At 72.6% G+C, this 12,800-nt stretch carries 9 protein-coding genes and 1 pseudogene; 5 read left to right on the top strand and 5 right to left on the bottom strand.

What is annotated here, in order from left to right; translation table 11 throughout:
- Window positions 1-37: 37 nt before the first annotated feature.
- On the bottom strand, window positions 38-853 hold the full coding sequence (locus HCJ93_RS00775) for an alpha/beta fold hydrolase (RefSeq protein ID WP_167990096.1): 816 nt from the start codon (window positions 851-853) through the stop codon (window positions 38-40).
- 57 nt (window positions 854-910) lie between these two features.
- Between HCJ93_RS00775 and HCJ93_RS00770 the strand changes: the two genes are divergently transcribed.
- Window positions 911-1,423 carry a MarR family winged helix-turn-helix transcriptional regulator gene (locus HCJ93_RS00770; protein ID WP_309141279.1) on the top strand — a complete coding sequence of 171 codons (513 nt, stop codon included), beginning with the start codon at window positions 911-913 and terminating at the stop codon, window positions 1,421-1,423.
- Between the two features lie 71 nt (window positions 1,424-1,494).
- On the opposite strand, the pseudogene HCJ93_RS00765 reads toward HCJ93_RS00770, so the two are convergent.
- Window positions 1,495-2,643, bottom strand: a pseudogene (locus tag HCJ93_RS00765) (CapA family protein).
- Window positions 2,644-2,854: 211 nt separating this feature from the next.
- On the opposite strand from HCJ93_RS00765, the gene HCJ93_RS00760 reads away from it, so the two are divergent.
- The 3 genes from HCJ93_RS00760 to HCJ93_RS00750 all read left to right on the top strand — a co-directional run bounded on the left by HCJ93_RS00760 (window position 2,855) and on the right by HCJ93_RS00750 (window position 4,964).
- A complete protein-coding gene (locus HCJ93_RS00760) occupies window positions 2,855-3,400 on the top strand; it encodes a sigma-70 family RNA polymerase sigma factor (protein ID WP_167990094.1) in 546 nt (181 codons plus the stop codon).
- Window positions 3,401-3,536: 136 nt separating this feature from the next.
- Window positions 3,537-4,052 (top strand): hypothetical protein, encoded by a 516-nt coding sequence (locus tag HCJ93_RS00755; protein ID WP_167990092.1) that lies wholly within the window; start codon window positions 3,537-3,539, stop codon window positions 4,050-4,052.
- A 261-nt stretch (window positions 4,053-4,313) separates the two neighbouring features.
- A complete protein-coding gene (locus HCJ93_RS00750; RefSeq protein ID WP_167990090.1) occupies window positions 4,314-4,964 on the top strand; it encodes a zf-HC2 domain-containing protein in 651 nt (216 codons plus the stop codon).
- 74 nt (window positions 4,965-5,038) lie between these two features.
- Here HCJ93_RS00750 and HCJ93_RS00745 read toward each other — a convergent pair whose 3' ends face one another.
- Window positions 5,039-5,902 carry an Fpg/Nei family DNA glycosylase gene (locus HCJ93_RS00745; protein WP_167990088.1) on the bottom strand — a complete coding sequence of 288 codons (864 nt, stop codon included), beginning with the start codon at window positions 5,900-5,902 and terminating at the stop codon, window positions 5,039-5,041.
- 34 nt (window positions 5,903-5,936) lie between these two features.
- Window positions 5,937-8,036 carry a SpoIIE family protein phosphatase gene (locus tag HCJ93_RS00740; protein ID WP_167990087.1) on the bottom strand — a complete coding sequence of 700 codons (2,100 nt, stop codon included), beginning with the start codon at window positions 8,034-8,036 and terminating at the stop codon, window positions 5,937-5,939.
- A gap of 147 nt (window positions 8,037-8,183) precedes the next feature.
- Between HCJ93_RS00740 and HCJ93_RS00735 the strand changes: the two genes are divergently transcribed.
- Window positions 8,184-9,605: a lipase maturation factor family protein gene (locus HCJ93_RS00735; protein ID WP_167990085.1), complete on the top strand. Its 1,422-nt coding sequence runs from the start codon at window positions 8,184-8,186 to the stop codon at window positions 9,603-9,605.
- A 162-nt stretch (window positions 9,606-9,767) separates the two neighbouring features.
- Here the strand turns inward: HCJ93_RS00735 and HCJ93_RS00730 are convergent, their stop codons facing one another.
- Complete coding sequence (locus HCJ93_RS00730) at window positions 9,768-12,782, bottom strand: alpha-mannosidase (RefSeq protein ID WP_167990083.1); 3,015 nt, start codon at window positions 12,780-12,782, stop codon at window positions 9,768-9,770.
- Between the last annotated feature and the right edge of the window lie 18 nt (window positions 12,783-12,800).

Here is a 12,800-nt window from a genome sequence, read left to right as displayed (position 1 = left end):
GGCCCCGCCCCCCGTAGGCGGGGCCGGCGGGTCCGCGCTAGAGGGAGCCGAGGAAGTCGGTGAGGAGCGCGTTGTAGACGCCGGGCCGTTCCTCGTTGGGGTAGTGGGCGGTGCCCTCGACGGTGGCCAGGCGGCCGTCGGGGACGGTCCGGGCGAGCCGCTCGGTCAGGCGCAGGTGGTCCTCGGACTCCAGGGCGCCGCGCACGGCGAGCACCGGGACGCCGATCCCGGCGGCGCGCTCCCAGGTCCGGGTGACGGGCACGCGGTGGTCCGGCTCGCCGGCCGTGTGCTTGCGGATGGTGCCCAGTGCCATCTCCCGGTGCTTGTGCAGGATCTCGGGCGGCACCTCGTCGGCGGTGCGGTGCGGCCCGGGGAGGAAGCGCAGGAACGCCTCCAGCCAGGCCTCCACGTCCCCGGCGGCCAGGGCCCTGGCCCACTCGGCCATGAGCGAGGTGGTCCAGGGGTCCTGGAAGTCGGGCTCGCTGGTGCCGGCTCCGGTGACGACCAGCGCGCGGACCAGGCCGGGGTGTTCCAGTGCGGTGTCCACCGCCGTGCCCGCGCCCATGGACAGGCCGATCAGCACCGCGGAGTCGATGCCGAGGTGGGTCAGCAGCGCGGCGACGTCGTCGGTCTGCCGGTAGGGGCGGGTGGCGTTCGCGGAGGCGCCGTGGCCGCGGGCGTCCGGCGCGATCACCCGGTGTGTCCCGGCGAGGGCGGCTACCTGAGCGTCCCACATGCGGTGGTCCAGGAACCCGCCGTGCAGCAGGACGACCGGGTCCCCCGAACCCGCTTCGAGGTAGGCGAGGTCACCGTCGCCGGACGGGAGGTGACGCAGAGCAGGAACAGCAGTCATGACAACCAAGGTGTCATCTTCTGGCTCACATGACAACCTAGGTGTCATGATGACAGGGTGAACGACACCGATGCCCCGCTGCCGCACGACGGCACCCCCGCACCCTCCGACCTCCCGCTGCCGCCGGACGAACTCGCCCGCCGCCTCACCGAGGTGTACGACGTGGTCGGCCCCCTCTACCGGCGCGTCCAGCGCCTGGTGGAGCAGAGCCTGGCCCCCGAGGGCCTGTCCGTCGGCGTGCGGGCGGTGCTGACGCTGCTGCACCGCGGCGGGCCGATGACGGTGCCGCAGATGGGCCGCGCGCAGTCGATCAGCCGTCAGTTCGTGCAGCGCATGGTGAACGACGCGGCGGAGCGCGGCCTGGTGGAGAGCGTGCCGAACCCCGCGCACCGCCGGTCCTCGCTGATCCGGCTCACCCCTCGGGGCTCATCGGTGATCACCGCCGTCCTCGACCGGGAGCACCGGATGCTCCGCGAGGTGGGAGGGGGTCTGACGGACGCCGAGGTGGCGGCGTGCCTGCGGGTGCTCGGCGTCATGCTGTCCGCCCTGGACCACGTGGACGTCGGCTGACCCCGCAGCCCGGGGGACCCGCTCCGGCAGCGGGCCGAGGGAGCCGAGGGCCGTGGCCCGCGACCGGCCCGCTACTCCCCCATCACCAGTCCGTCCTGGGCCGCGCCCCGGCTCATCACCACCGCGCTGATGCGGTCACGCACGGCGTGCGCCTCCGCGCCCTGGGCGATCGCCCGGTTCAGGTTGACCACCCGGCCGGCGTCGACGTCGAACAGCTGCGGGACGAACTCCGCGCGGGTCACCTCCCAGCGTCCGCCGGGCCGCCGGGGCGGGCCGAAGGTGAAGCGGGCGAGGGTGGACTGGTTGGCGCGCGGGTCCCTGGCGCCCTACCGGCCGGACATCTCGCCGGCGATCTGGTCGCCCATCCCGTAGACCACCCAGGTGCCGTTGACCTTCTCGTAGGCCTGCGGGACATGGGCGTGGGTGCCCAGGATCAGGTCGATGTCGGGCCGGCCGCCGGAACGGGAGGCGGTCAGCGAGCGGGCCAGGGCGACCTGCTGCTCGTCGGGGTTCTCCTGCCACTCGGTGCCCCAGTGCAGCGAGACCACCACGACGTCGGCGCCCGCGGTGCGGGCGGCCCGCGCGTCGGCGACGATCCGCGCCTCGTCGATCAGGTTGACGGACCAGGACTGGTCGGGCGGATAGGGCGAGACGGCGGTGCCGTAGGTGTAGGCGAGGTGGGCGACCTGGGCCTGGCCCGCACGCAGCAGGGTGACGGTGCGGGCCTCCTGCTCGGTGCGGGCGGAACCGGTGTGCCGCACCCCCGCCCGGTCGAGGGCGTCGAGCGTGCGCCGGATGCCCTCGGAGCCCGCGTCCAGGCTGTGCTCGGAGGCGGTGGAGCAGCCGTCGTAGCCCGTGGCGGCGAGGCCCGCGGCGATCTCGGGCGGCGACTGGAAGACGGGGTGACCGGTGTACACGCCGTCGGCGCCGTAGACCGTCTCCATGTGACACAGCGCCAGATCCGCGGGGGCGACGACGGAACGGATGCCGGAGAGCATCGGCCGGAAGTCGTGACCGGCGCCGTCCGCGTCGAAACGGGCCCGGTCGATGACCGAGGTGTGCGGCAGGATGTCCCCGGAGGCCACCAGGGTGAAGCCGCGCGCGGCGGACGGCGCGTGCTGCCCGCCGGCGGGCGGGCGCTGGTCCTTCGCCTGGCAGGCGGCGCCCGCGGCGAGGACGACGGTCAGGGCCAGGGCGACCTGTCGACTTCGAGCGATCATCATTTCACCCCGCAGTAGTCACATTTACGGATCAACAGGTAAGAAGTGGATCTGGGTCCGCCGTGGCTCCGACACGCGTTTTAGGCCGTCCGGCGTGCGCGAAAGGACGTCTCGACCGTTCGTCGAACCGTTCGTCGACGCGATCGACCGCCCGCCGCACACCCGTGCGCGCTCCCTGTCGTCCCCCGGCGCCGTGCGCTGGCATACGGCCATGACGGCCGGAATCACACTCCCGAACGAGACGACCGCCGAGCACGAGCTCGCCGCACTGCAGCGCGAGCACGGCCGGCCTCTCTTCGCGCTGCTGCTCCGGCTCTGCGACGGAGACCGGCAGCGGGCGGAGGATCTGGTACAGGAGACGCTGCTGCGCGCCTGGCAGCATCCCGAGGCACTGCGCGCCGACGCCTTCGACTCCGTGCGGCCGTGGCTGCTGACGGTGGCGCGCCGGCTCGCCATCGACGCGCGGCGCGCCCGTCAGGCCCGGCCCGCCGAGGTGGGCGACGCGGTGCTGGAGAGCGCGCGGGTGATCTCCGATCACGCCGAACGGGCCGCCGCGGCCCTCGATGTCCGCGAGGCTGTGAAGACACTCACTCCGGAGCACCGTGAAGTCCTGGTGCTGGTGTATTTCCAAGGTGCGAGCGTGGCGGAAGCGGCGAAAACCCTCGGCATCCCTCCCGGTACGGTGAAGTCCCGCGCGTACTACGCGCTGCGCGCCCTGCGCAGGGTGCTTCCGGGCTACGCCGCCGACCTGCGGTGAAACCGCCGGCCGGGTCAAACCTCCGTAAAGCGCCTTGCCGACCACCCGGGTTGAGTAATCGGCTGTCCTCATCCGTGTTCCGGACCGGGGGCCCGGGTTCGGGCGACGCGCACGCACCGGAGGAAGGCAGGAAGGGATGCTGCACAGAGGTCGAGAGGGCACGGACGGCTCAGGCGGAGGCGAACTGATCGTCCCCATGGCGTGGTTGTACGCCGAGTACATCGCCGACGAACTGCTGCGCAGCGGCGATCTGATGCCGCCGACGTCCTTCGAGTTCCGGGCCGGCCGGGACGCGTTGGCGCTGACCGTCTTCCTGTCCGACGCCGACGGCGAGCTCTCCGGCATCCGCGTGGTCACCCAGCTGGAGACCTGGCTGTCGCTGACCGCGTACGACCAGCCGTGGCAGGAGTGGGTGGAGGACCGGCTGACGGATCTGACCGCCGACGCGGCGGCTTCCGGCCGGAGGGATCCCGACCTGGAGCTGGCCCGGGCGGCCTGGCGCTGGCTCCAGGAGACCGAACTGCTGGCGCCCGATCTCAACGCGGTGCCGGGCGGCGGGGCGGTGGCCGGCGAGGACGAGGGGCCCAAGGTGTGGACCCCCGCCTGGCAGCTGGGCCTCCCGCTCAGCCACCTCGCCATCCATCTCTTCTAGCGGGCCGCGGCCGCTCTCCTCGTCCTCCCAGGGCCGCGGCCGTTCCTCTCGTCGCGGACAAGCCACGGCTCCGGCCGGCCGGAAACGCTCCATGCCCCGGGAATTCCGAAGGTTTCCGGGAATCCGACCAATCCGCGGGACGGGCCGCTCCGAATCCTTAGGTCACGATTCGGTGCGTGGCTTGAGTGATTCGGCTGCCTGGTGCGTACCGGTGGGAGCAAGGAGTAACCCCACCCGCACCCAACGGCACGAGGATTCGGCATGAGGTCCCTGGAGAGGCATCGCGACGTCGGCGCCTACGCGCTCGGCGTGCTGGACGAAGCGGAGGCGTTCCGCTTCGAGGACCACCTCATGGAGTGCCCCAGCTGCGCTGCCGAGGTGACCGAATTCGGTCCCACCACACGGCAGCTGATGCTCTACCGGCGCTCCACTCCTCGTCTGGTGCACCCCCTGGCCAAGCCGGGTCCCGCGATGCTGGACCGGCTGCTGTCGGAGGTGACCGCCCGGCGCCGGGCGGGCCGCCGGAAACTGCTGTTCGCGCTGGCGGCGTCGGTGGTGTTCGCGGTGTCCGCACCGGCCGTGGCGATCGTCGCGGGCGGCGAGGACGAGCCGGTGAGCATCGCGGCGACCGACGAGCGGTCCGGGGTGTGGGCGCAGATCACGACGGAGGACACGGACTGGGGCAGCCATATGGAGCTGCAGGTCAAGGATGGTGCGGGTCCGCGCGACTGCCGTCTGGTGGTGGTCGGCAGGGACGGCTCCGAGCAGACCGTGACCAGCTGGAGCGTCCGCCGCCACGACGCCCGCCCCAACACCATGCTGGCCGGCACGGCGCTGCACCCCGACGAGATCTCCCACTACGAGGTCCGCACCGCGGACGGCGAGCATCTGGTCACCCTCGAGCCCTCCTGACGCGTCGCCCCCGAGGGCTCCCGACCGCGCAGTCCCCGCCCCGGCGCGGGCTCCCTCCGCGGCCGGGGCAGAGGTCACTTCAGCAGCCGGGACAGTCTGCGGTCGGCCAGCGGCTTGCCGCCCGTCTGGCAGGTCGGGCAGTACTGCAGGGACGAGTCGCTGAAGGACACCTCCCGGATGGTGTCTCCGCAGACCGGGCAGGCCTCGCCGGTGCGGCCGTGCACTCTCAGGCCGCTCTTCTTCTCCGCCTTCAGCCGCCCCGCTGCCACGCCCCGGGAGCGTTCCACCGCCTCGGTCAGCGTGGTGCGCAGCGCCTCGTGGAGCCGTGCGGTCTCCTCCGGGGTGAGGGAGGCGGCCAGTTTGAACGGGGACATCCGGGCGGCGTGCAGGATCTCGTCGCTGTAGGCGTTGCCGATGCCCGCGATCAGGCCCTGGTCCCGCAGCGCGCCCTTGAGCTGCCTGCGCTCCCCCGCCAGCAGCCCGGCCAGGCGGCTCACGTCGAAGTCGTCGGCCAGCGGGTCCGGGCCGAGCCGGGCCACCCCGGGCACCTGCCGCGGGTCCGTCACCACATAGACCGCGAGCCGCTTCTGAGTCCCGGCCTCCGTCAGGTCGAACCCGGCGCCGGTCTCCAGGGCGACGCGCAGGGCGAGCGGCCCCTTGCCGGGGCGGGGCGGGCCGCTGGGCAGCCGGTCCTTCCACCGCAGCCAGCCGGCGCGGGCCAGATGCGTGACGAACCAGGGGCCGCCGCCGGTGGCGAGCGCGAGGAACTTGCCGTGGCGCTCCACGGCGGTGACCTCGCGGCCCTCCAGGGCGGTGAGCGGCGGGTCGTAGGTCTTCAGGACGCTGATCGCCACGGGCAGCACCCGTACGATCTCGTGGCCGACCAGCTGCTCGGTGAGGAAGTCCTTGAGCGCCTCGACCTCGGGGAGTTCCGGCATGGGTTCCAGAATGCCACCGGTGCGGGCGGGGCGGTCAGTCCTGATCGTCGTCGGGGTCCACGGGAAACTCGCACCACACGCACTTGCCGCCGCCGCGGGCCTCCACGCCCCACATGTCGGAGAGCAGCTCGACCAGCAGGAGCCCCCGCCCGGACACCCCCGAGTCCCCCGCCTCCCGGCGGCGGGGCAGGGCGCTGGAGGAGTCCTCGACCTCCACCCGCAGCCGCCGCTCGGCGCCGGTGAGGACCCGCAGGGTGACCACCGCCGCGCCCTCGGTGTGCATCAGCGCGTTGGTGATCAGCTCGTCGGCGACCAGTTCGATCTCGTCCGCCTTGTCCTCCGCTCCCCAGGCGACGACCGCGGTGCGGATCATGCGCCGGGCCTCGGACAGCGCCTCGGGGTCGCCCGGGGCGACATGCTGCTGGAGCCGTCCGCCGGCGCGGGGGCTGTCCAGGATGCGGCGGCGCAGCACCAGCAGCGCCACGTCGTCGCCGCCGCTGCGCTCCTCGGCCACCTCGATCAGCAGGTCGGAGAGTTCCCGCACGTCCTCGGGGCCGGTCTGGACCAGCGCGGCGAGGGCCTCCATGCCGTCGTCGAGGTCGGCGCCCGGCTGCTCCACCAGGCCGTCGGTGCACAGCAGCAGCGTGTCGCCGGGGTCGAGCTCCATGGTGCCGACCGGGTAGTCGAGCTGCCCGAACTCGGCGGACAGCCCGAGCGGCAGCCCGCCGGGGACGCAGACGCGGCGGCAGGAGCCGTCGCCGCCGCGCCGCACCAGCGGGTCGATGTGCCCGGCCCGCACCATCTGCAGCACCCCGGTGGACAGGTCGGCCTCGGCGTACAGACAGGTGGCGGAGCGGTCCGTGTCGAGCTCGTGCAGGAAGCCCGAGGCGCGGGCCATCACGGTGGCCGGAGGATGGCCCTCGGCGGCGTAGGCACGCAGCACGATGCGCAGCTGGCCCATGACGGCGGCGGCGTGGGTGTCGTGGCCCTGGACGTCGCCGATGACCGCGCCGACCCGCCCGCCGGGCAGCGGGATGAGGTCGTACCAGTCGCCGCCGATGTCCCGGCCGAAGGTGCCGCCGATGCTGGCCGCGCGGTAGCGGACGGCGACGTCGGCGCCGCGCACGCTGGGGATGGTGCGGGGCAGCATCGCCTGCTGGAGCCCCTGCGCCAGGTCCATCTCCTGCTCGTAGAACATGGCGCGCTGCAGGCTCTGGGCGATGCTGCTGCCCAGGGCGACGAGGATGTTGCGGTCCTCCGGGGAGAAGCCGCGCCGGTCGCTGTAGAGCAGGCCCATGGCGCCGATGGGGCGGGCCTGGACGATGAGCGGCAGGTAGGCCGCCGAGGTGATGCTGAGGTCGGTGATGTGCGGCCAGAGCGCCGGGAAGCGCTCGGCGAACTCCTCGGGCGACTCGATGTAGCAGGGGCTGAGGGTGCGCACGCACTCGCTCATCGGGTACGGCTCGTCGATGCGGGTGATCCGGGTGCCCTCCACATAGCTGCCCTCGGGTCCCTCGGCGATCAGCCGGATCCGGCCGGCCTCGATCAGGCCCAGCACCAGGCTGGTGGCGCCCAGGTGGGTGAGGCCGTGGGTGTCCTTGATGGCGTCCATGACCTCCTGCACCGTCCGGGCGTGGGCCAGGGCGGCGGTGGCGAGCTGGACGACGTTGGTCTGCTGCCGGCGGGCGTCCTCCTGGGCGGCCTGCTGACGGTGGGCCTCGTGGTCCCGCAGCTCCTCGGTGGCGTCCCGGATGACGCCGAGGATGCGGCGGGGCAGCCCGGTCTCGTCCCGGCGGATGTAGCCCTGGCTGTGGGTCCAGCGCAGGGAGCCGTCGCGGCGGCGCACCCGGAAGTACGCGCCGTAGTTCTCGCTGCCGTCCTTCAGCGCCTGGGAGACGGCGGAGTCCAGGCGGCCGGCCTCGCCGGGCGGGACGCGCATGGCGAGGGTCTCGGGGTGGTCGTCGTACTCCTCGGGGCGCACGTCGAAGATCTCGTGGGCGAGGGCGTCCATCTGCATCAGACCGGTGTCCAGGTCCCAGTCGAAGCAGCCCATCCGGTTGAGCGCGAGGATCGAATCCGGGTGGTCCGGCCAGTCGTCCGGGAGTGACGGTGCGCTCGCTCCCCGATCAGCCATGGGCCCACCTTGCCAGGATTCATCCGAATCTTCGACTGGTGCGCCGGGTACGCGGGGCCACTCCGGTGCCGTGCGTGATCGGGGTATACCGGAGCCGTACGGAGCGTCACAGCAGGGTGTGCGGACAGGCAGGAGGGAGCGGCTGCCGTGGAGTGGTTCACCGCACCGGACTACTGGCTGAGCCGGCTGGTCTTCCAGCGGGCGCTCGCCGCGATCTACCTGGTCGCCTTCCTCACGGCGGCGCTGCAGTTCCGCGCGCTGATCGGGGAGCGCGGCATGCTCCCGGTCCCGCGCCATCTGCGGCTGGTGCCGTTCCGCAGGGCGCCGAGTCTGTTCCACTGGCACTACTCGGACCGCTTCTTCGCGCTGGTCGCCTGGTCAGGCTGCGCGGTGTCGGCGGCGCTGCTGGCGGGGGTGGACTCGCTGCTGCCGCTGTGGGGCGGGATGCTGCTGTGGCTGGTGCCGTGGGTGCTGTATCTGTCGATCGTCAATGTAGGGCAGACCTGGTACTCGTTCGGCTGGGAGTCGCTGCTGCTCGAGGTCGGCTTCCTCGCCGTGTTCCTGGGCAACGACGAGGTGGCCCCGCCGGTCGTGGTGATGTACCTGCTGTGGTGGATCCTGTTCCGGGTCGAGTTCGGCGCCGGGCTGATCAAGATGCGCGGCGACGAGTGCTGGCGGAAGCTGACCTGCCTGGATCACCACCACGAGACCCAGCCGATGCCGGGCCCGCTGAGCTGGTTCTTCCACCATCTGCCGAAGCCGCTGCACCGGGTCGAGGTGGCCGCCAACCATGTGACGCAACTCCTCGTGCCGTGGCTGCTGTTCGTCCCGCACCCGGTGAGCACGGCGGCCGCCTCGGTGATGATCGTCACCCAGTTGTGGCTGGTGCTCTCCGGCAACTTCGCCTGGCTGAACTGGCTCACGATCGCGCTGGCGCTCTCCGCGGTCCGGTTCCCCGCGGACCCGCCGGACACGCCGGACGCCCCGCTGTGGTTCGTGGTGGTGGTGCTCGCGGTGGCGGCACTGCTGGTGACGCTCAGCTACCACCCGGTGGTGAACATGATCTCCAAGCGCCAGGTGATGAACCGCTCTTTCGACCCGTTGCACCTGGTCAACACCTACGGCGCGTTCGGCAGTGTCAGCCGGATCCGCTACGAGGTGGTGGTGGAGGGCACCACGGACGAGCTGCCCGGGGAGGACTCCGAGTGGCGGGAGTACGAGTTCAAGGGCAAGCCGGGCGACCCCCGGCGCTGGCCGCGCCAGTTCGCCCCCTACCATCTGCGGCTCGACTGGCTGATGTGGTTCGCCGCGCTGTCCCCCGCCTACGCGGGGGCCTGGTTCGGGGCCTTCGTAGAGCGGCTGCTGGAGAACGACCCCGACACGCTGAAGCTGCTGCGCCGCTCCCCCTTCCCTGCGGACACCCCGCCCCGGTACGTCCGCGCCCGCCTCTTCCGCTACCGCTACACCACCTGGCGGGAGCTGCGCGAGACCGGCGCCTGCTGGCAGCGGACGTATGTGCGGGAGTACCTGCCGCCCACGCGGCTGGCGGAGACGGCGCGCAGCGGCTGAGGCGCCCCGCCTCGGTCACTGCGGTGAGGCGCCCCGCCCCGGCGCGCTCCGAGGTGTCCGGCGCTCGCCACGGGAGGGGCGCCCGGCCCGCCACGGACACGACGGGAGGGGCACCCGGCCCGCCACGGACACGACGGGTGAGGCGCCCCGGTCCGCCGCGGCTCAGGCCCGCTTCAGCCGCAGGGTCATCAGCTCGAACGGACGCAGCCGCACCGGGATCCGGTCGCCGTCGAGGGCCGGCGGCTCGGTGTCCGCGAGCGGCCGCTCCAGCAGATCGGTGACCTGCACCCCGGTGGCCCGGAAGCCGGTGGTGAGGGTGGCGCGGGCCCGGCCGCCGTGGGCCTCGTGGAAGCGGACGACCACGTCGCCGCTGCCGTCGTCGGCCAGTTTCACCGCGGTGATCACCACCGAGTCGCGGTCCACCGTGACCAGCGGGACGACCTCGCCAGCGCCGGTGAGCCGCCGCTCGGGCAGGTTGATCCGCCAGCCCTCGCGCACCGCGTCGCCGATCCCGGCGCCCACCACCAGCGCGTGCCGGAAGCGGTGCACGCCCTGGTCGGTCTCGGGGTCGGGGAAGCGCGGGGCGCGCAGCAGGGAGACCCGCACCGTGGTGGTCGTCCCGCGGTCGCCCTCGGTGCGGACGGTGCGGGTCACGTCGTGGCCGTAGGTCGAGTCGTTGACGACGGCGACGCCCCAGCCGGGCTCCTCCAGGTGCACGAAGCGGTGGTTGCAGGCCTCGAACTTGGCGGCCTCCCAAGAGGTGTTGGTGTGGGTGGGCCGGTGGAAGTGCCCGAACTGGGTCTCCGAGGCGTACCGTTCGGCGTGCAGGTCGAGCGGGAAGGCGAGCTTGAGGAACTTCTCCGTCTCGTGCCAGTCGACCTCCGTGTCCACCTCGAGACGTCGCTCCCCCGGCGCCAGCGACAGCAGCTGGGTGACCCGGGAGGAGCCGAAGGACCGCACCACGCGGACGCCGTCCTCGGTGGCGGTGAGCTCGTCGGCGTCGGTGAGGTCGGTGACGGTGTTGCGGTAGAACTTGTCGACGTCCCAGGCGTCCCACATGTTCGGGAAGTCCGGGTGCAGCTGAAGCAGGTTGCCGGCCTCGCCCGGTGCGATGGCCTCGCGGTCGGCCTCCAGGTCCAGGGCGGAGACGACCAGGCCCCGCTCGTCGATCTCGATCCGCACCAGCCCGTTGTCCAGGACGTACCCGCCGCCGGGGCGCGCCGCCGGCCGGGCGGGACGGTCCCCGCCCGCGGCCGCGGCGCCGCCCGCCGGGACGCCCGCGCGGGCGTGCGGGGCGGCGTTGAAGACCAGCGGGACGTCGCCCTCGCCGGCCAGGGCGCGCTGCGCGGCGTCGATGATGCCGTTCAGGTCGGCGGCGACCCTCTCGTAGGTGGCGCGCGCCTCACGGTGCACCCAGGCGATGGACGAACCGGGGAGGATGTCGTGGAACTGGTGCAGCAGCACCGTCTTCCAGATCCGGTCCAGCTCCTCGTAGGGGTAGGGGAAGCCGGTGCGGACGGCCGCGGTGGCGGCCCACAGCTCGGCCTCGCGCAGCAGGTGCTCGCTGCGCCGGTTGCCCTGCTTGGTCCTGGCCTGGCTGGTGAGGGTGCCCCGGTGCAGTTCCAGATACAGCTCGCCGGCCCAGACGGGCGGTTCGGGGTACTCGGCGGCGGCTTGGGCGAAGAACTCGGACGGGGTCTCCCAGGTGACGGTCGCCGACCCCTCCAGGCTGCGCAGCCGAGCGGCCTTGGCGACCATCTCCCGGGTGGTGCCGCCGCCTCCGTCGCCCCAGCCGGTGGGGGCCAGGGAGTGCCGGGCGGCGCCCTTGTCCTTGAAGTTGCGGACGGCGTGGGCGATCTCGCTGCCCTTCATGGAGCAGTTGTAGGTGTCTACGGGCGGGAAGTGGGTGAAGATCCGGGTGCCGTCGATGCCCTCCCACTGGAAGGTGTGGTGCGGGAACTTGTTCGTCTGCGACCAGGAGATCTTCTGGGTGAGCAGGTACTTGGAGCCGGCCGCCTTGATGATCTGCGGGAGCCCGGCGGCGAAGCCGAAGGTGTCCGGCAGCCAGGCCTCGTCGTTCTCGATGCCGAACTCGTCGAGGAAGAACCGCTTGCCGTGCACGAACTGCCGTGCCATCGCCTCGGCTCCGGGCATGTTGGTGTCCGACTCCACCCACATCCCGCCGGCCGGCACGAACCGTCCGCCGGCCACCGCCTTCTTCACCCGTGCCCACACCTCCGGCCGGTGCTCCTTCACCCAGGCCCACTGCTGGGCCTGTGACATGGCGAAGACGAACTCCGGCTCCTCGTCGAGCAGCGCGGTCATGTTGGCGGTGGTCCGGGCGACCTTGCGCACGGTCTCGCGCAGCGGCCACAGCCACGCCGAGTCGATGTGCGCGTGGCCGACCGCGCTGATGCGGTGCGCGGACGGCACGGCGGGCGCGGAGAGCACCTCGGTGAGGCAGGAACGGGCACGCTCCGCGGTGGCGTTGACGTCCTGCAGGTCGACCAGGTCCAGGGCGCGGTCCACGGCGCGCAGGATCTCCCAGCGGCGCGGCGATTCCACCGGCAGCTCGGCCATCAGCTCGCCGAGCACCTCCAGGTCGATCACCAGCTGCCACACGGTCTCGTCCAGGACGGCGAGATCCATCCGGGCGAGGGTGTACTGGGGTTCGCTGCCCGCGGTCTCCTTGTCGCCGAGCGGGGTCGGCACGAAGGGGTGGTAGTCCAGGATGACGGGGTTGGAGGCCGCCTCGATGTGCAGACGCACCTCCTCGCCGCCCTCGGCGGGTGAGCCGATGCGCACCCACTGGTTGCGCGGGTTGAGGCCCTTCACCGGGGTGCCGTCGGGCCGGTAGACCAGCCCCTCGCACTGGAAGCCGGGCATGTTCTCGTCGAAGCCGAGGTCGAGGATCGCCTCGACGGTCCTGCCGGCCCACTCCTGCGGGACCGTGCCGGTGACCCGGAACCAGCTGGTGCCCCAGGGAGCGCCCCAGCGGGCGCCCACCGCGATGGGCTCCGGCTCGGCGGCGAGGCCCTCGGCGACGGGGACGGGCTCTCCGGGAGCGTGCCAGACCGCCACGTCGAGCGGGACGGACTCCGGGTACACGGCGGGGCGGATGCGCTCGTCGAGGACGCGCTTGAGGCGGGCTTCGACCAGGGTGCGGTCGTCATGCATACGGGATGCTCCGTGGGT

Origin of the sequence: Streptomyces composti (assembly GCF_012034205.1) — a bacterium.
GTDB classification, from domain to species: domain Bacteria; phylum Actinomycetota; class Actinomycetes; order Streptomycetales; family Streptomycetaceae; genus Streptomyces; species Streptomyces composti.
The sequence above is the reverse complement of the archived record's forward strand: the minus strand, read 5'-3'. Positions and strand labels throughout refer to the sequence as shown.